The sequence below is a fragment of the Ekhidna sp. genome (assembly GCF_965227465.1).
In the GTDB taxonomy this organism is placed as follows: Bacteria; Bacteroidota; Bacteroidia; order Cytophagales; family Cyclobacteriaceae; genus Ekhidna.
Map to the genome: position 1 here is coordinate 84905 of NZ_OZ245746.1, position 19718 is coordinate 104622.

Consider the following 19718-nt stretch of genomic DNA (forward strand, 5'->3'; position numbering starts at 1 on the left):
CCGCTCATAACCACCATCACTCATTCTACATGTTTTAATAGCCCTTTTACCAGTAAAAATTGAGCGGCACAGTATGTGCTCATAATCCAAACTCCTGCCAATGGTATAGCAGAATAAAAAGAATTTATTGCCAAAATTGAATCGGATAGTAGGAAAAATAAGCTACCCCAAAAAGCAAACTTGTAGCTTTCTTGCACAGTGTGACCTTCTCTCAGCCTTGCCATTATAGCCATCGTCAGTATGACCAGCCCGTAAATGATTATGGGAATTGTGAAATCACCCGCAGGTATGAGAATATAAAATAAGAGAATGGCATAGATGATAAATGGAGCGACCTGGAGGAGGTTAAGTGTTGGTTTCTGATAAGTAGATTTATATAGGATGAAAATATAGGTGACTTGAGCAATCAGAAATAATCCAATTCCTATCATAAAGAAAGTAGGGTCCTCCTGATACATGAGCACCACATCTCCAAGCCAGGAAAATAACAGTGCGACACATAGAATGAGGACTCGTGCGGTTGTCTTACCCAAACTGGATTTGTATACGTAAAGTATAAGCAGAGGCATCAAAAGTGGCTTGGTATATTGATTGAGCTCCTCAGAAGGGATGACCTTTGCAATTAGATTCGCGATGGATACAAGCAGGTATATCCATAAAACATATCTCGACATATTATTTTCCTTTGAACAAAAGGTAAATAAAAGCTAAAAAAGCCAGGCTACCACATCCGGTGAATACGATTGGAAAATTATCAGGATTCCCATTATAAATTTGACCGGCCAGCATAGCGCCCATGCCAATGCCGATTTCCAGCGCCATAAAAAGGGTAGAAAAACCTCTTCCCCTAAATTTATCCGGTGCTAAATCAGCTGCCCAGGCAAAGAGTGCAGGAGATGAAAGCCCATAACCAGCACCAAAGATTAAAGCACCAGTGAATAGATGAAATGCAGATGTTGAATGGCCGATGTAGATAGATCCAGTACCAACAATTATCATTGCAGCAATCAATACTTTTCGCCTACCAAATTCATCTGATAAACGACCCCCAACTACACGTGAAACAAGAGAGGTTGCAGTAAAATAAGAAAAGAAAAGCCCTTTGTTAGCAATGCCTAAAGAAACACTAAGATCAGGCGCAAGAGTCAAAGCAGCACCAAATGAAAATGTAACAAGCATCATTACAACAGATGGAACCAAAACAGTGGGTTCGTAAATATCTGAAGCTTTAATTTTCAGCAAAGAGCCAGAAAACTTCTGCTTGTTATCCAATGTCTCTTTCATGCCGGCTATAACAATTACTGAAAGTAGAGCAACCGCTGCGCTGGCGTAGAAAAGCACATTGATATCATAATGAATCGCAATCAATCCGCCTACATAATTGCCAATCCCCATCCCTGTCATGCCGAAGAAGCTCAATATCCCCATTCCTTCTCCTCTTCGATTTACCGGAACAATATCCGCCACATACGCAGCAGTTCCGGTTGGTTTAAAACCGGTCGAGAATCCGTGTAAAAACCTAATAAATAGAAATGCATAGATATTGAGGAAGAAAGGATAGAATAATGATACAACTGCCGTAACTGCGGCCCCAAAAACCATGACAGGAATTCTCCCCCAGGTATCAGTAAGCTTCCCACTAAATGGACGTGAAATCAGTGCTGTGAGTGTGAAAAATGTAATGTGGAGACCAATATAATCTTCACCCCCAAACGAACGCATGAAGTCAGGTAGCTCAGGCAGCACCATATTAAATGAACCGAAAAACAAGAAAGAACTTAAGGATAGCAACCAGAAGTTCAATGAATATTTCTTCATTCAAGGAGTGTTTAGCTATTCCTCGTGGAGGAGATAGGCTTTGATATAATCATTCAAATCCCCATCAAGCACGTTCTGCACATCCGTTCGTTCATACCCGGTTCGAGCGTCTTTTATGAGTTTGTATGGATGCAACACATAATTTCTGATTTGTGATCCAAAATCAATGGCTTTTTTACCAGCCTCGATATTAGCTCGCTCCTTGTTTCGTTTTTCTATCTCCATTTGATAGAGTTGAGATTTCAGCATCTGCATGGCTCGCTCCCTGTTGGCTAGTTGCGACCTTTCTACCTGGCAGACCACTACTATTCCCGTGGGCTTATGGGTTAGCTGTACTTTGGTCTCTACCTTGTTTACGTTCTGACCCCCGGCACCTCCGGATCGTGAAGTATGCAACTCAATGTCACTTGGATTGATATCAATCTCAATAGAATCATCTGCAACCGGATATACATAAACAGAAGCAAATGAGGTGTGTCTTCGTCCGCCACTATCGAAAGGCGAAATTCTGACAAGCCGATGAACTCCGTTTTCAGACTTTAAATATCCATAAGCTAAAGGACCATCAAATTCCAACGTTACTGATTTAACACCAGCCACATCACCTGCCTGGTAGTCGACCTCACGAACTTTATATCCGTTTGCCTCGCCCCACATGATGTACATTCTCATTAAAATCCCTGCCCAGTCATTGCTTTCTGTTCCACCAGCTCCGGGAGTAATTTGAAGCATAGCCGAAAGCTGATCTTCTTCCTCACCAAGCATTTTCTTTAGCTCTAAATCCTCGAGGAGCTTGAAAGCAGAGTCATAGGCCTCCTGAACTTCAGCATCAGAAGCCTCTCCTTCCTGATTAAATTCATAGAGGGTTTCAACGTCTTCGAGCGAGGTTTCCACCTCTTCGTAGCTATCGGTCCAGCCTTTAAGCCCCCGGATTTTTTTCATGGTCTTTTCTGCTTCTTCAGGATTATTCCAGAAGTCAGGCTGAGCAGTGACTAGTTCTAATTCTTCAAGGTTTTTCTTTCGACCATCATAGTCAAAGGTACCCCCTCAAGGCATTAACACGAGCCTTTAAATCTTTCAATTCTTCGTTTGTCATAGCATGTTAAAATGGAGTGGCGAATATAGTAATACATTGATCTCTTTCAAGTATTACCAGAAATGAATGCTTTCTTTTGGACAGATAAAATAAAGATCTATTGACCTACCTTGTGAATCCAGCCGAATCGATCTTCTTCCTGACCTAATTTAATTTTAGTCAACGAATCCAAAAGTCTGTTGGAAATGGTTCTGCTTTCAATAGCTGGTAGTTCGTAATCAGTTCCTTCATAACCAATTACGGCAATGTGAGAGATGGTAGCTGCTGTGCCAATACCAAATGCTTCTGTCAGGGAGCCATTTTCAATCGCTTCAATTACCTCATCGACCTTTATCGGACGCTCTTCGACTTTAAGGCCCCATTCTTTGGCAAGAACTAACGCACTTTCTCTGGTAATTCCCGGTAAAATTGAATCACTCGTTGGAGGCGTGATCAGTGTATCATTAATTACGAACATGATATTCATCGTTCCCGATTCCTCTATGAATTCATGTGTTTGGCCATCGGTCCAAACAAGTTGATGATAGCCTTGCGCTTGCGCTTGTCTGGCAGGAAATAATGATGCGGCATAGTTGCCTGCAGTTTTGGCTGCACCAACTCCACCTCTGACGGCTCTGGTAAAATGGTTTTCGATTTTAACTTTTACTGGTTCTGAGTAGTAACCTCCCACAGGTCCGGTAATCACCATAAACTTGTAAGTCTCAGAAGGTCGAACACCAATGAATGGATCATCGGCAAATTGAAAAGGTCTTATGTACAATGAAGTTCCAGGCTTGTTTGGAACCCAATTTTTATCAATGGCGATCAGGGATTCGATGGCTTCCATGAAAAGCTCCTCAGGTACAGCTGGCATGCACATCCGCTCTGCACTTTTAATTAGTCGCTTTGCGTTAGCTTCAGGTCTGAAAATAAGGATATCTCCATTATCAGCTTTGTGAGCTTTCAGCCCTTCGAATATACTTTGAGCATAGTGAAGAGTAGCGTTTGCAGGACTCACCGAAAGGTTCTGATAGGGCGTTATTCTTAAATCTGTCCATTGGCCGTTTTTATAGTCGGCTACAAACATGTGATCTGAAAAAGTCTTACCGAATGCCAGGTTATCGAAATCGATTTCGGGGAGCCTTGAAGTTTGAGCTTCGGTGATTTGAATGTCCAACGTCTCTGTCATTTTCTACAATCTTTGAGTTGAAATGGGTTTTTTTCAATCAGTCCCAGGTGACCAAGGAACCTCCTTCACACCTAAAATGTGGCCGATTGCGCGCGCAAAGATGAACAAATAATCAGACAATCTATTCATGAACTGCAATATTGACTCATCAACTGGCTCGTGTGTACTTAACGAAATGATGCTTCTTTCGGTTCTCCGACATACGGTTCTGCAAACATGAGCCAGGGATACCGCCGGGTGTCCACCTGGTAAAATAAAATTCTTAAGTGGAGGTACTTCACCATCAAATTTGTCTATCCAAACCTCTAATTGTTGAACTTCAGTTTGTGTGACCTTTGGGAGCTCGAAACCCTTAAAGTCAGATTCGGTCGCAAGGATACTACCAATGGAAAAAAGATGTTCTTGAATCCAATATAGCTGCTGTTTGAGCCGATTCTCTACTCCTTCATGGTCTTTCAGATGGCCGATGAATGAGTTCAGTTCATCTACGTTACCGTAAGCCTCTATTCTAAGGTCAGATTTTGAAACCTTTTTTCCTCCTAGTAAGGAAGTTTGTCCCTTATCACCTGTTTTTGTGTAGAGTTTCGCACTCATTTTATGCTGGTGTTCTCGCCGATCTTATGTTTTTATTAACCTCATCTTCTTCAATAAGGCCATCTCTAAGTCTTACTATGCGATGTGAATATTCTGCAATGTCTTCTTCATGTGTTACCATAATGATGGTATTACCTTTATCATGAAGCTCCTGAAACAGATCCATAATATCGTATGAAGTTTTAGAATCTAAGTTTCCTGTTGGTTCATCAGCTAGAATAATTGAAGGATCGTTAACCAAGGCACGAGCAATTGCCACCCTTTGTCTCTGCCCCCCGGAGAGTTCATTTGGTTTATGGTAGGCTCTGTCATCCAATCCTACGCCTGCTAGTGCTGCAAGCGCTTTCTCTTCTCTTTCAGAGGAGTTGTAACCGGCATAAACCAATGGTAATGCCACATTTTCTAAGGCGGAAGCTCTAGGTAAGAGGTTAAACGTTTGGAATACGAAACCAATTTCTTTGTTCCTAATCTCAGCTAATTCATTTTCAGTAAGATCACTTACATCATTATTATTTAAGATATAGGTTCCATCTGTTGGTGTGTCAAGACACCCTATTATGTTCATCAATGTAGATTTTCCAGAACCTGAAGGCCCCATGAATGCCACATACTCGCCTCGATCGATGTTGATGGTAATGGATTTTAGGGCCATGATGATTTCACTACCCATTACATATTTCTTAGAAACTTCGGTGGTTGAGATTATACTGCTCATTTGCTGTTATTATGTTCGGCTAAAGTAAAAAATTATGCTAAGGCCTTCGCAAGACTCTAACACGTTTTTTAGATAGTTTTGGTTCAAATATTGTTACACACTATGTTGACTATTTTAATAGCCTTTTTGTTTCAACCACAACTTTCCGGGTGGGAATTATTATCCTCGGTGGAGATAGTTATGGGGTTTGATGACTTTATGGGGGTCGAAGTTGAACAACCTAAGTTTTCTGACCAACTAAAATTACGGGAAGGGAAAGAGCTGACCCTTGAAGGGTTCATTATCCCACTTCAACAGGAGAGTGAACAAGACTACTTTATTCTATCACGTTTCCCCTATCAATCATGTTTCTTTTGTGGTGCAGCAGGTCCGGAGACTGTGGTAGAGGTCTACTCAGATCATAATTTTCGGTATACAGATGAGCGAGTAAGGGTAAAAGGAATACTGAGGTTAAATAATGATAATCCATTACACCTTTTCTATATTTTAGAAGATTGTGAAGTGACAAAACTTGAGTAATGGATAAGGAAAGTTTTTTCAAAGACGTATACGAAGTGGCTAAACTCATTCCTGAAGGAAGAGTAACCAGCTATGGGGCTATAGCTGCATTCCTGGGGGTCAGAAGGTCAGCTCGTGTCGTAGGTTGGGCCATGAATGGAGCTGTTTCCCAGCATGATGTACCTGCTCATCGTGTGGTTAATCGTGCAGGAGTTCTAACGGGGAAACATCATTTTAAAACTCCAACTCGAATGCAGGAGCTACTAGAGGCGGAAGGTATTGCAGTTATTGAGGATCAAATTGTTGACTTCGAAAAACATTTTTGGGACCCAATGAAAGAACTGGGATTATGATAGAAAAGAAAAAAACGTTTCAACTCTTCAAGCAGAATAGTGAATTAGAGGTGCTAATCTCAGCAGCAATAGTCTTCACCGCTTTCGTGATTAATGATGTTGCAGGTGATTGGATCATAAAGGCATTGAATTTAAATGTATCAGGTGATTCTCCAGTGTTATTTGTTGTAGCCATAGTTGCGCTGTACATGTCGGCAATCCTTCCAATAAGTCTTATTTCACACTTTATTCTAAGAATTTATTGGCTGTCGCTGGTTGGATTAAAGTCCGTTTATCCGGAAACTAAAAAGGAGGAAGTAAATCCCAAGTTTGATAAGTTCATCAACGGTTCTTTGAATATAGATAAACAGATTTCGATTATAGATAAAATCTGTAGCTCGATTTTCGCCTTTACTTTCCTTACACTTTTTGCTTTCCTATTCACGTTTATCTCAGTTGCAATAATCCTCATCATTCTTCAGTCGATCGATGACCCTTATCATATAGCAGAAAATGTAGGAAATTTGATAATCTTATTGGGAGTCATCTACTTGATTGACTTCCTTACCTTAGGACTTTTCAAAAAGATCAAAAAGAGATGGTTCGCAAAGATTTATTATCCTATCTATCGTTTTTATGGGTGGATCACCTTTGCAGGATTATATCGTGGGATTTACTATACACTTATTCAATATGCCAGTAGAAAAGTTATGGTCTTCATCACACCACTTTATATCATTGGAGCACTTTACCTACTTAATTATGGATATAATGCCCATATTCTCTATCCTGAAAATGGAGGCTATCGATTAGAAGATGAACTATTAGCAAGTACTAACTATAAAGACGAGTTCGGAGATAGATTAATAATGAGAGACGAGTTCATTAATTCTTTTGTGGTTCCGTCCAATGAGAATTTCATAAAACTACATATTCCGCTTACTCAGGACCTGGAGCAAAACATAGTTGAAAAATGTGAGAATGTAGCGGAGTTTAACCCGAGAGGTCCGCATTGGAGAAAATGGGTGCAGATGGGCTGGAATCGGGTGAAGTATGATAGTACATTTGATTATCATCAAAACGCTGAAAATATCCTGAATTGCGTTTCTGAAAGCCTTGACATCTCAGTAGACTCAATAACCTATTCCAATCAGAAATTCTACTTTGGACAGATAAAGGATCCCACCAACTACGCAGTATTAATTACAGTTTTGGACGCTTCGGATATAGGTAGAGGCGATCATAATTTGGTGATCAAGTCCGAGATTGACGGGGGAGAGATCATCATTCCTTTTTGGCGTGATTAATACCTACGAATAAGTAGTAATCCCGCGAACATTATCAGGCCATTGAGGATCAATATCTCAAACCCAAATTTGTAACCACCCAGTAACGCTTCGGAATTGAGATTAATGACATAACTAACCAATGGGGAAAGAATTGCCACCCATGGAACTAAGTTATCTTTCACCTGCCATTTTGTAAAAATGCCAAAGGCGAATAGACCGAGAAGCGGCCCGTAGGTATATCCGGCAGCAATGAAAAGGGAATTGATAATACTTTCATCATTTATCGCCTGATAAATGAGAATGACGAAAAATAGAATGATGGAGAATCCAAAATGAACGCTTGTTCTTAATTTCTTCTTAGCTTCATAATTCTCTGTTTTGAAGCCAAGGAAATCCACGCAAAAGGAAGTAGTGAGTGCCGTTAAGGCAGAATCAGCACTTGAGTAAGCTGCGGCAGTAATGCCGAGTAAAAATGCAATACTCGCAAAAGCTGAAAACTCATTCATGGCTAAAAGAGGGAAGAGATTATCTGACCGATCAGGGATAGAGATACCTCCAATTTCAGCATATTGATAAAGCAAAACACCGAGACTCAAAAAGAGAAAGTTCACAATGACCAGGATGATGCAAAACCAGAATACATTTTTTTGAGCCTCCCCAATGTTTTTACACGTTAGATTTTTCTGCATCATATCCTGATCTAAACCAGTCATTACAATGGCAATGAAAGCCCCACTAAAAAATTGCTTGAAGAAATTTCGTCCACTTTGCCAATCCCAATTGAAAATGGTAGAGCGTTCATCTTCTAGGAGATTGGAAGTGAGTTCGGTCCAGGTCCAGGAGAGTTCATTTTTGATAAACAAAATGCTTACAATCACCGCAACTAACATAAATGTGGTTTGAAGAGTGTCTGTCCAGACAATCGTCTTTATTCCGCCTCTAAAGGTGTAAAGCCAGATAAGTAAGATGGTTGTGAGCACGGAAAGCCAGAATGGAAGTTCGTAAGCATCAAAAAAAGCAATTTGAAGAACTCCAGCTACTAGAAACAACCTGAAGCTGGCTCCAATAATTCTACTTATCAGGAAAAAGAAGGCACCTGATTTATATGACCAAAAACCAAAGCGCTGTTCCAGATAAGTATAAATAGAAACCAGATTCAACTTGTAGTAAAGAGGTAAGAGCACTTTGGCTATGACGAAGTATCCAACCAAATAGCCGAGTACTACCTGAAAATAATAGAAGTTTGAGTTTGCTACTTCACCAGGTACAGAGATGAATGTTACACCTGAAAGCGAAGCACCAATCATTCCAAAAGCCACCAAATACCACTTAGATTCCCGACTCGCTGTATAAAAATCAGTGGATTTTGCGTTTTTGGATGTCAACCATGAGATGCCAATCAGTAAAATGAAATATCCAAGAACGATTGAGCCAACGAAAAGTGGATTCATTGTGTTTATTAAAATGTTGAGCCTGCAAATTACAAATCATGTAGGTTCTACTGCAATTATTAATTTTGCAATAAATCGAGAGGGATGAGTACAGAGTTCGATATAGAAGAAGAAATAAAAACCGATGAAGACATTGGGAGTGAGAGTGTTCGAGATCTCATGGTTTACAATGATGACTTCAATACGTTTGACCATGTAATAAATACACTGGTAAAAGTATGCAAGCATGATGTGCATCAGGCGGAGCAGTGTACCTTTTTGATTCACTATAAGGGAAAATGTTCGGTAAAAAAAGGTGATTATGATGAGCTTAAGCCTTTGAGAGAAGGAATTACTTCTGCAGGAATAAAGGCCTCAATTGTCTAATGGAGTACCCATCTCAATTAGTCGAGCGCGCAGTAGAAGAAATATCCAGACTGCCAGGAATTGGAAAGAAAACAGCACTTCGGCTTGCACTTCACCTTTTGAAACAACCGCAAAACACAACGGTAGAGCTGTCTTCAGCCTTAAAGGAACTTCGGGACAACATTAAGTATTGTAATACCTGCCATATAATTGCTGATACAGAAGAATGCACCTGTCAAAATGCCTACCGAGACACTTCAGTCATTTGTGTAGTTGAAGACACACCTGATGTTTTAGCAATCAGAAATACAGGTCAGTATAATGGATTATTTCATGTACTAGGAGGTCGAATCTCACCAATGGATGGAGTAGGGCCTGAAAACGTTCAGATTAATTCGCTTATTAATCGAATCAAAGAGGATGATCAGGTGAAGGAAATCATTCTGGCTTTGAGTGCAACAATGGAGGGAGACACAACCTCTTTTTACATTACTAAACTCCTCAAAGAATTCGGAATAAAGGTGACTACTATTGCTCGTGGGATTCCGGTGGGGAGTGAATTAGAATTTGCAGATGAGGTGACGTTAGGAAGAAGCATAGCTACTCGTACGCTTTTCAATCAGGACTAGTCTTTTCGTCGACCGCCCCTTCTTAGATTTTGAGATAATAACACGGCTATACCCAATGCCATGACCAGAAAAATCCAACGGGGATTTCCTTCTCGATAGGTTTTTAGGACATACCATGCGCTAAGTACCATCGCAAGAATAATTCCAGCAAAAGCAAGAGGTCGAATAAGTCTCGGATCCATGGTGTAAATATATGTGGTCATTATTGGCTGGTAAAAGATATTTTTGCTGTGATGGGTGATTTCATTGAATTTCTTTATTCTCGGTTTTTGCTAAGTGATGGAGTATCCATTGATACACGAACGATCGAGCCAAACAATCTTTTTTTCGCTATCAGTGGTCCAAATTTTAATGCCAATCAATTTGCAGAGGAGGCATTAAAAAAAGGAGCAGCTTATGCGGTGGTGGATGATGAAAATTACCTTACAAATGACCGAATCATTCTTGCTCAGGATGGATTGAAAGCGTTGCAGGAGCTAGCAACTTTCCACCGGTCCAGATTTAAGCGACCCGTGCTTGCCATTACAGGATCTAATGGGAAAACCACTACCAAGGAATTGATTCATAGTGTGCTTTCGGAAAAATACATTTCGCATGCGACCAAGGGGAATTACAATAATCACATCGGCGTACCTCTTACCTTGTTACACATCCATCCGCAGGTTGAAATAGCAATCATCGAAATGGGTGCGAATCATGTGGGTGAGATAGCCAGTTACTGCGAAATGGCAAAACCTTCGCATGGGCTAATAACTAATATTGGCCGGGCGCATACCGAGACTTTTGGTGGAATAGAGGGGGTAATCAGAGGGAAGAGTGAGTTATTCGATTTTATAAGAAAGACGAGTGGGACACCATTTATTAACATGGATGACCAGGTTCTTTCCAATATGGCCAAGCGATTTGAAGCACCTGTTCTATTTCCTTCAACCGATTTAAAGTTGACCTCATCTCAGCCCTATCTGACCATCACATTGAATGGAGTTTTGCAAGAAACTCAAATTGTAGGGAGATATAATTATAGCAATATGGCAGCAGCCATTGCTATCGGAAGGTATTTTGACGTGTCTGATCAAAAAATTCTTCAAGCGCTTGCCTCATACGAAGCGGATAATTCCAGATCACAGATAATTAAGAAAGGAACAATTACCATTATTCTGGATGCATACAATGCGAATCCAGACTCAATGAAAGTAGCTTTGGAAAACTTGGCAGAACAAAAAGGAAGCAAACTTGCAATACTTGGAGATATGAATGAGGTTGAGGATTCAAATGATCAACATTCGGAATTACTTGAATATGCCAGAAAATTGGGATTGTCAAATGTATTAACGGTCGGTGAGAAGATCGGGAAAGTTGCCAATCCAAAATACCATTTTGAATCAAAAGAGGAACTGGAAAAAGAACTGATCAAAATGGATTTTTCCAACTCGACTGTCCTTTTGAAGGCTTCCCGATCGATCAAACTTGAAAGCATCTTAAAAAGCATTAAATAATGGACTTGCAATTTACACTCGATTTCCTATCTGATTTAGCCAAACACAACAAGAAGGAGTGGATGGATGATAATAAGAAACGATACCAGCAAGCTAAAGAGCAGGTGATAGCGTTGGTGGCCGATATAATTCAGAAATCGTCTGCTTTTGATCCATCTCTTTCTGCTGTAGATCCACGAAAAACGTTATTCAGAATAAACAGGGACATAAGATTCAGTAAAAACAAAGATCCCTATAAAACCAACTTTGGAGCAGCTATTGTTGAGGGAGGAAGAAAGACTGGTAATCCTGGCTATTATCTCCACATCATGCCTGGGAATAATTTTGCTGGAGGAGGAATCTACCAGCCCTCTTCAGATTTATTACAGAAAGTGAGACAAGAAATTGATTACAATGGAAATGAGCTTCGCGCTATTATTGATGACAAAAAATTTAAGAAGGTATTTAGTGAACCTTATGGGGATGATAGGCTAAAAACAGCACCAAAAGGATATCCGAAAGATCATGAGAATATTGAGCTTCTACAGCTCAAACATTATGTTTTTATGAAGAAAATGACAGATAAGGAAGTGACTTCAAAGAACTTTTCGAGTGAAGTAGCTCAGGTCTATAAGACCTTGCACCCTTTCAATCTTTTCCTATCCAAAGCAATGGATTAAAATAATTTTTATTTAGGGCTTGCGTGTAAAATAAACCGTACTAAATTTGCAGTCCTTTTAAGGAGGGGCGCTTAGCTCAGTTGGTTCAGAGCACCTCGTTTACACCGAGGGGGTCGGGGGTTCGAATCCCTCAGCGCCCACATTATTCAAACCTCAACCCAATCAGTTGAGGTTTTTTTTATGTCCTTTAAAAAAAGGGATGATAGCCCCCGGGTTCGAAACCGAAGGTTCACGAGGGGCAGTGCGGCAAGGTTGTGTGTATGAGTAATCCCTCAGCGCCCACATCATTTCAAACCTCAATCTAGTCGATTGAGGTTTTTTTATGTCCTTTAAAAAGGGATGATAGCCCCGGGTTCGAAACCAAAGGTTCACGAGGGGTTGTGCGGCAAGGTTGTGTGTATGAGTAATCCCTCAGCGCCCACATCATTTCAAACCTCAACCCAATCAGTTGAGGTTTTTTTATGGCTTTTATTCAGTAAGATGATCCTGCAACAAAAAAACTTCACGAGAAATTAACAAACCTCAAGATCTCACCAGAACCTTATGCCCTAATTAATTATTTCACTCGTCTTACCCATTTTCTAGTTTATCTAATATCTATGGACCTTCATATTTTCAGCACAATGAATACGCTGAATTACCCGTAAGTATTTAGCCTAATTAGTCGAAATGGTTTCTACTATAAAATCGTAAGGTTTTCAGAATGATATTTGGACAATATTATTTTAATCAAAATCAAACTCACATGAAACTCCTCCGATTAGTATTTATCACTGTCATAATAAGTCTTTCTTCAGACTTGAATGCTCAAATAGCAATGGCCGACAATCAAGTAAAACCCTTGAATTCAAATTCGAATGATCTGAATAAAAAATCTCTAGATCGAACTGCTCCACCAAAAATTGTAATGGAAGAAGAGACTGTCTTTGTTGACGAGACCAGTAAAACATATGTCAATAAAAATTTACCAATTTATCTTAAGTTTTCCATCACACCAGATGGTAAAACCTATGATCTAAAAAGTCAAAAACACCCGGAAGACGCTACTCCTATTTATCTCGATACAGAAGGTCCTAACTTAATTAGAACTAAATGGGCAGTTGATCCAAGTTCTAAAGAATACGTTTATCCATTAAGAGAGGTAGAAATGGAGCTTTATGCAGATAGTAAGCCCCCCATTGTTAGTCCAATACTTTCTTCAACTAATAAGTATCGATTATCAAACGTAACCTACTATGGTGGTGATTTAGAAATTCAATTAAAAGATTGGGATGAGCAATCTGGCGTTAAAGGAAGCTTATGGAGTCTAAATAATGCTAACTGGGAAACAGGCAAAGCAACATTTTCAAATCAGGTTTCAGGGGATTATTCCTTCAGCTATTATGCAGTTGATAATGTAAATAACTACTCAGAAACCGCAACGATAAATTTTGTGTATGACAACCAAGCACCGATTACTAAACTGATTAAAACACATCTAGAAAATTTTGTATTCGGACCAAACACCAGTCTCCAATTTGATGTAATTGAGGAACACTCTGGAATTCGAGCAACATATTTTAAGTTGGGAGATATTTCTTACATCAAAGCTAAGGAAGGACAAGTACTACCTGCTAGCTTGGCTGATGGTGATTATGTTATTAGTTACTACAGTGTGGATAATGTAAATAATGGTGAGGAATTAAAAGAAATGAAGGTATACCTGGATAAGACAGCACCTGTAACTTCAATAAATGCAACATCGTCATTTACTGATGATGATATCTTATTTGTTTCCGCAGCTTCATTAATTACTCTTTTTTCTGAAGACAATAAGGCTGGTGTGGAACAAATTAATTATTCAACAAGATCCACTACTGATAGAGCGTATGAAAATGCATTTTCTTTCCAGGATTTTCATGGTTTAACCAGCGTGAAATATAACGCTATCGATAAGGTTGCGAATCTTGAGCAAATGAAAACTCAAAAGGTATTTGTGGACACATTAAGACCATCAACAGATATTGAATTTGTGGGAGACTATTTTGAGGTAGCTAACAGGTATTATGTCAACGAAAACACTAAATTGAAATTAGTGGGATCAGATGAGAATGCCGGTTTGGCTTATATTGAATTTGCAGGAATTGGAGATGATTTCTCAGAATATGATCAACCATTTACCTTAAAGAATGAGGGATACTACGGGATGATGTACCGATCTATAGACAATGTTAATAATGTTGAGTACTCAAAAAGTATAGACTTATACTTGGATAAAAAAGGACCTGAAATAGTATACAATTTTAGCAATAGACCAATTGGTGTAGAAGACGGTGTGCCGGTCTACCCTTCAGGGACAAGGCTTTTCTTAGGAGCGACGGATGATCAGTCTGGGACCAATTCTATTTCGTATCAGGTCAATGACCAGAAAGAAGTGCACTACAGTAGTCCCAAGACTATCGATATTAGTGAGAAGAAAGCATTTAAAAAAGGGCAAGCTTATAATGTCAAAATTACAACTTCAGATTTGGTAAGTAATGATTCAGTTGAGGTTATAGCATTTAAAATTGAGGATTAAGTGGGTTTCAGCTAGTTATAGGCCCTGATTCAGAATGAGTCAGGGTTTTTTATGTTATTGGTTTTGCAAATCCAGATTTAATATAAATAACAGTTTTTATTTATGTAAGATGATTTAATCATCTTATTCATAGATACTTATAATTTTTCTTTTTAAAAAAGCCCCGACTTCTCCCTAATCAAATCACCTACGTCAAAAGCCATTCTTATACTGATATTGACGCAGAATTCATTTATTCATCTTTGTGTCAAATTCAATCAAAACAGTCAGCTATGGATTTAACGAAAAAAATTTTAACTGGTTTAATAGTACTCGCTGGTTATAATATGTCAGCACAGATGTCTTTTGAAAATGCGCCTGCATCAACAATAGAAAATACTAGTTCATCGGTAGAAGATATTTTCGCTCCTCGAACGGATTTATTGAGGACAGAAGCCGGAGGCTTTATTTTTGGCCCGGCTACAAGAATAAAATTCAAAATAGAAGAAGAATCCGGACCGGTGACGACCTATTTTAAGGTTGCAGATTATCCTTTCATGAAGTCGGATGGACGCCAAATGATGCCCCACGAACTTGCAGATGGAACGTATACCATTAAGTATTACAGCGTCGACGAAGTGGGTAACCAAGAGCCGGTTAGATGGAAGGAAATAACTGTAGACAAACAAGGTCCAAATATCAGATCCGGGTTCAATTTCTCCCCAAAGCTGTATGACAATGGAATCCCGGTTTTTCCAAAAAATGTCCAGCTAGCAATTGATGTTGATGATGAAAACGTTGTGGTGAAGAAAGTTACGGTTACAATCAACGATGAACACAAATTCGAATTCAATGAGGAGCAGCATATTGACTTAACAGGTTTGCTAAACAAAATTAGCGCTGAACACTACCTGATTGAAGTTAGAGCCTACGATAGCTTTTATAACTTGTCTAAAGAAGTCGTAGAATTTCAACGGACAAAATAACGGTAAACATAATTTTTATTAGCCTGGTGATACTTCATTAGGCTTTTTGTTTATAAAGGCTAACTAACCAAATAGTCTTTTGCTATCTCCTCATCATCGAAGGGACGCATAGCCCCGCCCAGAAGCCTGTTATATCCTGATAGCAACACTTTCTTAGCCCCTGTAATTCCTACAACGGCACCTTTGACCGGCACATTTTTAGTTTCCTTGCCCATTTCCCTGATAAAGGCAGTAAATTTTCGCGTAGCTGGTGTTTCTGTAATGTTCACGAGTCTTAAGTGCTCCCCCGGGTCAGAAAGTAAATAATCCCTTAAAGAAGAGGCTGTTTCAAGCATTTCATCCTCTGACTGTCCGCGATAATCAACGTAGATGATCTGTTTTCCTTTGTGAGTGATTTTTTTTATTTCCGGCATAGCATTAGGTATGTGTGAATCACTAAAATAGTCAGTTTATAAAAAATTCCTAATGTCTTTCTTAAGACTTCAACTAATTATAGCCCAATTTTCTTTCGCCACGCAATACGACTCTGCGTAAATGAGTCAAAACTTTTTAAAAACTATGAAGATAATTAGTACACTATTACTTGCTATTTCATTGATTTCATCTTGTAACACTTTAGATGCACCTAAGGATGAAATCTATAACATAGAAGGTATTGCTCTGGATGGCTATGACCTTGTAGCATACTTTGAGCAAGGGGAAGCAAAAAAAGGGGTGAATCAAGAAGTTGTTAATTATAATGGAATATCCTATCAATTTTCCAGCACAAAGAACCGACGTTTATTTGAAGAAAATCCTGAAAAATACCTTCCGGAGTATGGAGGCTGGTGTGCCTATGCAGTGGCCGAAACCTCAACAAAAATGGAGCCCGATCCTACACAATGGCAGATACAGGATGGAGAACTTATTCTATTTACTTCCAGTTGGATGACAAAACTAACAGGTAGTCTGAAAGAAGAATGGAATCAAGATCCTATTGACTATGAAGTAAGAGCTGATGCAAACTGGGATAAGATGGTTGAATTAGAAATAGGTCACTAATGTTAAATTTTCTTCTCATTGGCGAAAACAACGTGTCCTTATTATTCATATTCATAAATTGCTAATTCGATTTGCTGGATAGCAACAAATGGCTAAGAAGAATCAGTTAAGCACAAAAGTTCTTTACCGAAAACTAGACAAGCTCTACGAGCAAAGTCCAACATTAGATATTCATTCAAAGAAGAAGTGGGTGATCTTTTCCGACCTTCACATGGGTGATGGTGGATCCACCGATGACTTTAAGCAAAACGCCAATCTTTTCACCTCTGCACTAAAAAGTTACTACCTAAAAGGAGACCATGCCCTCATCTTGAATGGAGATGTTGAGGAACTACAACGATTTCAATTAAAGAAAATCGTGAATAGTTGGAAAGAGGTGTATAGGCTGTTTGATCAATTTAACTTTAAATATTCTTTGTTTAAGACTGTAGGGAATCATGATCTTGAGCTGCAATTAATGAGAAATCTTCCATTTAATTATAAACTTTATGACTCCCTGAGGCTTAGGTTCGGAAACGATAATTTATTTGTTTTCCATGGCCATCAAGCCAGCAAGAAGTATCAGGAGCATAATGAGCTGATCGGTTTTACACTAAAATATTTTGCAAATCCTCTGGGAATAAAAAGTTATTTCTGTATCTCATAGCAGTAAAAAGCAATACAAAATTGAAAAGAGGGTGTACGGGTTTTCCTCTTTCAATAAGGTAGTCTCTATAATTGGTCACACACATCGTCCGCTATTTGAGTCCTTGCATAAAGTAGAGCGCCTAAGGTACAAAATAGAGAAACTCTGTAGAGATTATGCTGCCGCAGATAGCAATGAAATTGATGAGATCAAATCAGAAATTAAGTCTCATAAAAAAGAACTCAAAAAGTACCATAAGGAAAATAATGAGCACGGCTTCCAAAGCTATGTATATAACACGCTATTTCATATCCCATGTCTTTTCAATTCAGGTTGCGTTGTAGGAAAACGAGGGATGACGTGTATTGAAATCGAAGAGGATAAAATTCGCCTGGTACATTGGTTTGATAAAAGGATCAGCAAAAAGTACTTAATGCAGAGTGGTTATCAACCAGAAAGGTTGGGGGATTCAGATTTCTATCGCATGGTTGTGAATGAGGAATCTCTTCAATATGTTTTCACCCGAATAAACTTTTTATCCTAATGCTTAGAATTTGGATTTTAATCATAACAATGGCTTCATGTAAGCCTCAACCAGGAAAGGGAATTGATTTACAGGGACATAGAGGAGCAAGGGGGTTGGCGCCAGAGAATAGTATTCCGGGATTTATTCTGGCCACTGACTTGGGAGTCAATACATTGGAACTTGATTTGGTTGTTTCAAGGGACGGCCAACTTGTTGTCAGCCATGAACCTTACTTCTCACCAAGTTTCTGCATCGATTCACTAGGCAATTTGATTCATCCGGATTCGATTATTAACATATATAAATTAGACTATGATCAAATCAGGAAGTTTGATTGCGGATCAAGAGGAAACGATAGATTTCCTGAGCAGGAAAGAATCGAAACTTTCAAGCCGCTTCTTAAGGATGTTGTGGATGCGGTTGAATCGTACATATCCAAAAATGGACTTACACCAATACGGTACAACATTGAGCTAAAGACTCAACAGGAAACGGATAGAACCTTTCATCCAGTCCCTTCGGAATTTTCAGATATGGTTTATGCTTTCCTTCTTGCTGAAGGAATCATTGATCGTGTCACCATTCAGTCATTTGACTTTAGGACACTTATTTATTTTAATAAAAAATATCCGGAAGTTGAATTAGCAATTCTCATAGAAAATAACTCTCCATGGAAGACCAATATTGATTCGCTTGGATTTACCCCTGAAGTTTATTCATGCTATTATGAATTACTTTCGCAGGAAAATGTGAAAGAAATTCAAAACGCAGGGATGAAAATTATTCCATGGACAGTGAATGAAGTTTCAGACATAAGAAAAGTAATTGATCTGGGCGTTGATGGACTAATCACTGATTACCCGGATAGAGCATTGAAAGTAATACAAGAATAATGAGTAAGAAGTACGATGTATGTGCCATTGGTAACGCCTTGGTTGATTATGAAATAGAAGTGAAAGATCAGTTCTTCGCTGAAAATGAAGTAGAAAAGGGCCTTATGACCTTGGTAGATGAGGAAAGGCAGAGTGTCTTATTAAAAGAGGTGGCCGGTGCAGTTAAAAAAAAGCAGGGAGGAGGATCTGCCGCGAATACCATTTTTGGTTTAGCTGAATTTGGTGGGAAAGGATATTATACGTGCAAAGTGGCGGATGATGAAGACGGGACGCTGTACACATCTGATTTGGAAAACGCAGGCATAGATACGAACCTGGACCCACAGAATCTTAATAAAGGCACAACAGGAAAGTGCTTGGTGATGGTGACTCCCGATGCGGAGCGAACCATGAACACATTCTTAGGAATCACAACAGATTTCTCTAAAAATGAATTAAATGAAGAGGCTATAAAGAACTCAAAATACCTTTTTATGGAAGGGTTTTTGGTTTCATCTCCTACAGGCCTGGAAGCCATGAAAGAGGCAAAACGAATCGCGAGGGAGAATGGAGTGAAGGTTAGCATGACCTTCTCTGACCCATCCATGGTAAAGTATTTCAATGATCAGATGAAAGATATTGTAGGTGATGGAGTAGATCTACTCTTTTGCAACATTGAAGAGGCAGAACTTTTTGCAGGTGTTGAAGGAATGGATGCTGCAAAAGAGGCCATTAGCAAAGTGGCTAAAGAATTTGTGATCACCAAAGGCAAAGATGGAGCCCTGGTTTATGACGGAGCAGCTTACCATGAAATTCAGCCGTTCCCTACAAAGGCTGTAGATGCAACGGGGGCAGGAGATATGTTTGCCGGTGCTTTCTTATATGGAATTAATAACGGCCTTTCACATGCCGAAGCTGGTAAGTTAGCGAGCGCTGCTAGTTCAGCTGTCGTCTCAAAGTATGGACCAAGATTAAACAAAAACCATATACAAAGCATTTTAGATACATTGAAGTAAGATGTATCTGAATTTTAATTGAATTG

The 19718-nt window shown here is 39.2% G+C and carries 23 protein-coding genes and 1 tRNA gene; 15 read left to right on the plus strand and 9 right to left on the minus strand.

Annotation, left to right across the window (positions count from 1 at the left end; translation table 11 throughout):
• Nucleotides 1–20: 20 nt before the first annotated feature.
• The 6 genes from ACO05G_RS00395 to ACO05G_RS00420 all read right to left on the minus strand — a co-directional run bounded on the left by ACO05G_RS00395 (nt 21) and on the right by ACO05G_RS00420 (nt 5391).
• Nucleotides 21–674, minus strand: a complete 654-nt coding sequence (locus ACO05G_RS00395; protein WP_421764186.1) for a lysoplasmalogenase — start codon at nt 672–674, stop codon at nt 21–23.
• 1 nt (nt 675) lies between these two features.
• Nucleotides 676–1818 carry an MFS transporter gene (locus ACO05G_RS00400; RefSeq protein ID WP_421764187.1) on the minus strand — a complete coding sequence of 381 codons (1143 nt, stop codon included), beginning with the start codon at nt 1816–1818 and terminating at the stop codon, nt 676–678.
• A 15-nt stretch (nt 1819–1833) separates the two neighbouring features.
• A protein-coding gene (prfB, locus tag ACO05G_RS00405; RefSeq protein ID WP_421764188.1) for a peptide chain release factor 2 occupies nt 1834–2914 on the minus strand; the annotation gives its coding sequence in 2 pieces (ribosomal slippage) (nt 1834–2853 and nt 2855–2914; 1080 coding nt in all).
• A 97-nt stretch (nt 2915–3011) separates the two neighbouring features.
• Nucleotides 3012–4082, minus strand: coding sequence for a branched-chain amino acid aminotransferase (locus tag ACO05G_RS00410; protein ID WP_421764189.1), 1071 nt, complete (start codon nt 4080–4082; stop codon nt 3012–3014).
• Between the two features lie 33 nt (nt 4083–4115).
• Nucleotides 4116–4676, minus strand: a complete 561-nt coding sequence (locus tag ACO05G_RS00415) for a cob(I)yrinic acid a,c-diamide adenosyltransferase (RefSeq protein ID WP_348283547.1) — start codon at nt 4674–4676, stop codon at nt 4116–4118.
• Between the two features lies 1 nt (nt 4677).
• On the minus strand, nt 4678–5391 hold the full coding sequence (locus ACO05G_RS00420) for an ABC transporter ATP-binding protein (RefSeq protein ID WP_421764190.1): 714 nt from the start codon (nt 5389–5391) through the stop codon (nt 4678–4680).
• A gap of 102 nt (nt 5392–5493) precedes the next feature.
• On the opposite strand from ACO05G_RS00420, the gene ACO05G_RS00425 reads away from it, so the two are divergent.
• From ACO05G_RS00425 to ACO05G_RS00435, 3 genes are read left to right on the plus strand one after another with little or no spacing between them, the layout of a single operon-like run.
• Nucleotides 5494–5910, plus strand: a complete 417-nt coding sequence (locus ACO05G_RS00425) for a hypothetical protein (RefSeq protein WP_348283549.1) — start codon at nt 5494–5496, stop codon at nt 5908–5910.
• Nucleotides 5910–6242, plus strand: coding sequence for an MGMT family protein (locus ACO05G_RS00430; RefSeq protein ID WP_421764191.1), 333 nt, complete (start codon nt 5910–5912; stop codon nt 6240–6242). Before ACO05G_RS00425 ends, ACO05G_RS00430 begins: the two co-directional genes overlap by 1 nt.
• Nucleotides 6239–7528: a hypothetical protein gene (locus ACO05G_RS00435; RefSeq protein WP_421764192.1), complete on the plus strand. Its 1290-nt coding sequence runs from the start codon at nt 6239–6241 to the stop codon at nt 7526–7528. The genes ACO05G_RS00430 and ACO05G_RS00435 overlap by 4 nt, the downstream gene beginning before the upstream one ends.
• Here the strand turns inward: ACO05G_RS00435 and ACO05G_RS00440 are convergent.
• On the minus strand, nt 7525–8961 hold the full coding sequence (locus ACO05G_RS00440) for a sodium:solute symporter (RefSeq protein WP_421764193.1): 1437 nt from the start codon (nt 8959–8961) through the stop codon (nt 7525–7527). The two genes, ACO05G_RS00435 and ACO05G_RS00440, sit on opposite strands and share 4 nt — an antisense overlap.
• A gap of 84 nt (nt 8962–9045) precedes the next feature.
• On the opposite strand from ACO05G_RS00440, the gene ACO05G_RS00445 reads away from it, so the two are divergent.
• On the plus strand, nt 9046–9327 hold the full coding sequence (locus tag ACO05G_RS00445; RefSeq protein WP_421764194.1) for an ATP-dependent Clp protease adaptor ClpS: 282 nt from the start codon (nt 9046–9048) through the stop codon (nt 9325–9327).
• Nucleotides 9327–9935, plus strand: a complete 609-nt coding sequence (gene recR / locus ACO05G_RS00450) for a recombination mediator RecR (RefSeq protein ID WP_348283553.1) — start codon at nt 9327–9329, stop codon at nt 9933–9935. Before ACO05G_RS00445 ends, recR begins: the two co-directional genes overlap by 1 nt.
• Here the strand turns inward: recR and ACO05G_RS00455 are convergent.
• Nucleotides 9932–10138: a hypothetical protein gene (locus ACO05G_RS00455; RefSeq protein ID WP_421764195.1), complete on the minus strand. Its 207-nt coding sequence runs from the start codon at nt 10136–10138 to the stop codon at nt 9932–9934. The two genes, recR and ACO05G_RS00455, sit on opposite strands and share 4 nt — an antisense overlap.
• Before the next feature lie 30 nt (nt 10139–10168).
• On the opposite strand from ACO05G_RS00455, the gene ACO05G_RS00460 reads away from it, so the two are divergent.
• The 5 genes from ACO05G_RS00460 to ACO05G_RS00480 all read left to right on the plus strand — a co-directional run bounded on the left by ACO05G_RS00460 (nt 10169) and on the right by ACO05G_RS00480 (nt 15612).
• Complete coding sequence (locus tag ACO05G_RS00460; RefSeq protein ID WP_421764196.1) at nt 10169–11431, plus strand: UDP-N-acetylmuramoyl-tripeptide--D-alanyl-D-alanine ligase; 1263 nt, start codon at nt 10169–10171, stop codon at nt 11429–11431.
• The gene (locus tag ACO05G_RS00465) at nt 11431–12090 is read left to right on the plus strand and encodes a DUF2461 domain-containing protein (RefSeq protein ID WP_421764197.1); all 660 of its coding nucleotides are present in this window, start codon (nt 11431–11433) and stop codon (nt 12088–12090) included. The genes ACO05G_RS00460 and ACO05G_RS00465 overlap by 1 nt, the downstream gene beginning before the upstream one ends.
• A gap of 65 nt (nt 12091–12155) precedes the next feature.
• Nucleotides 12156–12230, plus strand: a tRNA-Val gene (locus ACO05G_RS00470).
• A gap of 605 nt (nt 12231–12835) precedes the next feature.
• Nucleotides 12836–14647, plus strand: coding sequence for an OmpL47-type beta-barrel domain-containing protein (locus tag ACO05G_RS00475; RefSeq protein WP_421764198.1), 1812 nt, complete (start codon nt 12836–12838; stop codon nt 14645–14647).
• Between the two features lie 272 nt (nt 14648–14919).
• Nucleotides 14920–15612 (plus strand): hypothetical protein, encoded by a 693-nt coding sequence (locus ACO05G_RS00480; protein WP_421764199.1) that lies wholly within the window; start codon nt 14920–14922, stop codon nt 15610–15612.
• Between the two features lie 59 nt (nt 15613–15671).
• Here ACO05G_RS00480 and ACO05G_RS00485 read toward each other — a convergent pair whose 3' ends face one another.
• A complete protein-coding gene (locus tag ACO05G_RS00485) occupies nt 15672–16025 on the minus strand; it encodes a hypothetical protein (RefSeq protein ID WP_421764200.1) in 354 nt (117 codons plus the stop codon).
• Between the two features lie 145 nt (nt 16026–16170).
• Here ACO05G_RS00485 and ACO05G_RS00490 point away from each other — a divergent pair, with 145 nt between their 5' ends.
• The 5 genes from ACO05G_RS00490 (at nt 16171) to ACO05G_RS00510 (ending at nt 19692) form a co-directional block, all read left to right on the plus strand.
• Complete coding sequence (locus tag ACO05G_RS00490) at nt 16171–16653, plus strand: YHS domain-containing (seleno)protein (RefSeq protein WP_421764201.1); 483 nt, start codon at nt 16171–16173, stop codon at nt 16651–16653.
• Between the two features lie 88 nt (nt 16654–16741).
• The gene (locus ACO05G_RS00495; protein WP_421764202.1) at nt 16742–17299 is read left to right on the plus strand and encodes a metallophosphoesterase; all 558 of its coding nucleotides are present in this window, start codon (nt 16742–16744) and stop codon (nt 17297–17299) included.
• Between the two features lie 31 nt (nt 17300–17330).
• A complete protein-coding gene (locus ACO05G_RS00500) occupies nt 17331–17822 on the plus strand; it encodes a hypothetical protein (RefSeq protein WP_421764203.1) in 492 nt (163 codons plus the stop codon).
• 29 nt (nt 17823–17851) lie between these two features.
• Nucleotides 17852–18697 (plus strand): glycerophosphodiester phosphodiesterase family protein, encoded by an 846-nt coding sequence (locus ACO05G_RS00505; protein WP_421764204.1) that lies wholly within the window; start codon nt 17852–17854, stop codon nt 18695–18697.
• Nucleotides 18697–19692 (plus strand): adenosine kinase, encoded by a 996-nt coding sequence (locus tag ACO05G_RS00510; RefSeq protein WP_421764205.1) that lies wholly within the window; start codon nt 18697–18699, stop codon nt 19690–19692. Before ACO05G_RS00505 ends, ACO05G_RS00510 begins: the two co-directional genes overlap by 1 nt.
• Nucleotides 19693–19718 lie beyond the last annotated feature (26 nt).

Coding starts and splice junctions, on each gene's coding strand:
- ACO05G_RS00410 (WP_421764189.1), bottom strand. CDS start 4,082: ATGACAGAGACGTTGGACATTCAAATCACCGAAGCTCAAACTTCAAGG.
- ACO05G_RS00435 (WP_421764192.1), top strand. CDS start 6,239: ATGATAGAAAAGAAAAAAACGTTTCAACTCTTCAAGCAGAATAGTGAA.
- ACO05G_RS00465 (WP_421764197.1), top strand. CDS start 11,431: ATGGACTTGCAATTTACACTCGATTTCCTATCTGATTTAGCCAAACAC.
- ACO05G_RS00455 (WP_421764195.1), bottom strand. CDS start 10,138: ATGACCACATATATTTACACCATGGATCCGAGACTTATTCGACCTCTT.
- ACO05G_RS00420 (WP_421764190.1), bottom strand. CDS start 5,391: ATGAGCAGTATAATCTCAACCACCGAAGTTTCTAAGAAATATGTAATG.
- recR (WP_348283553.1), top strand. CDS start 9,327: ATGGAGTACCCATCTCAATTAGTCGAGCGCGCAGTAGAAGAAATATCC.
- ACO05G_RS00495 (WP_421764202.1), top strand. CDS start 16,742: ATGGCTAAGAAGAATCAGTTAAGCACAAAAGTTCTTTACCGAAAACTA.
- ACO05G_RS00480 (WP_421764199.1), top strand. CDS start 14,920: ATGGATTTAACGAAAAAAATTTTAACTGGTTTAATAGTACTCGCTGGT.
- ACO05G_RS00510 (WP_421764205.1), top strand. CDS start 18,697: ATGAGTAAGAAGTACGATGTATGTGCCATTGGTAACGCCTTGGTTGAT.
- ACO05G_RS00415 (WP_348283547.1), bottom strand. CDS start 4,676: ATGAGTGCGAAACTCTACACAAAAACAGGTGATAAGGGACAAACTTCC.
- ACO05G_RS00440 (WP_421764193.1), bottom strand. CDS start 8,961: ATGAATCCACTTTTCGTTGGCTCAATCGTTCTTGGATATTTCATTTTA.
- ACO05G_RS00400 (WP_421764187.1), bottom strand. CDS start 1,818: ATGAAGAAATATTCATTGAACTTCTGGTTGCTATCCTTAAGTTCTTTC.
- ACO05G_RS00425 (WP_348283549.1), top strand. CDS start 5,494: ATGTTGACTATTTTAATAGCCTTTTTGTTTCAACCACAACTTTCCGGG.
- ACO05G_RS00490 (WP_421764201.1), top strand. CDS start 16,171: ATGAAGATAATTAGTACACTATTACTTGCTATTTCATTGATTTCATCT.
- ACO05G_RS00460 (WP_421764196.1), top strand. CDS start 10,169: ATGGGTGATTTCATTGAATTTCTTTATTCTCGGTTTTTGCTAAGTGAT.
- ACO05G_RS00475 (WP_421764198.1), top strand. CDS start 12,836: ATGAAACTCCTCCGATTAGTATTTATCACTGTCATAATAAGTCTTTCT.
- ACO05G_RS00485 (WP_421764200.1), bottom strand. CDS start 16,025: ATGCCGGAAATAAAAAAAATCACTCACAAAGGAAAACAGATCATCTAC.
- ACO05G_RS00430 (WP_421764191.1), top strand. CDS start 5,910: ATGGATAAGGAAAGTTTTTTCAAAGACGTATACGAAGTGGCTAAACTC.
- ACO05G_RS00445 (WP_421764194.1), top strand. CDS start 9,046: ATGAGTACAGAGTTCGATATAGAAGAAGAAATAAAAACCGATGAAGAC.
- ACO05G_RS00395 (WP_421764186.1), bottom strand. CDS start 674: ATGTCGAGATATGTTTTATGGATATACCTGCTTGTATCCATCGCGAAT.
- ACO05G_RS00505 (WP_421764204.1), top strand. CDS start 17,852: ATGGCTTCATGTAAGCCTCAACCAGGAAAGGGAATTGATTTACAGGGA.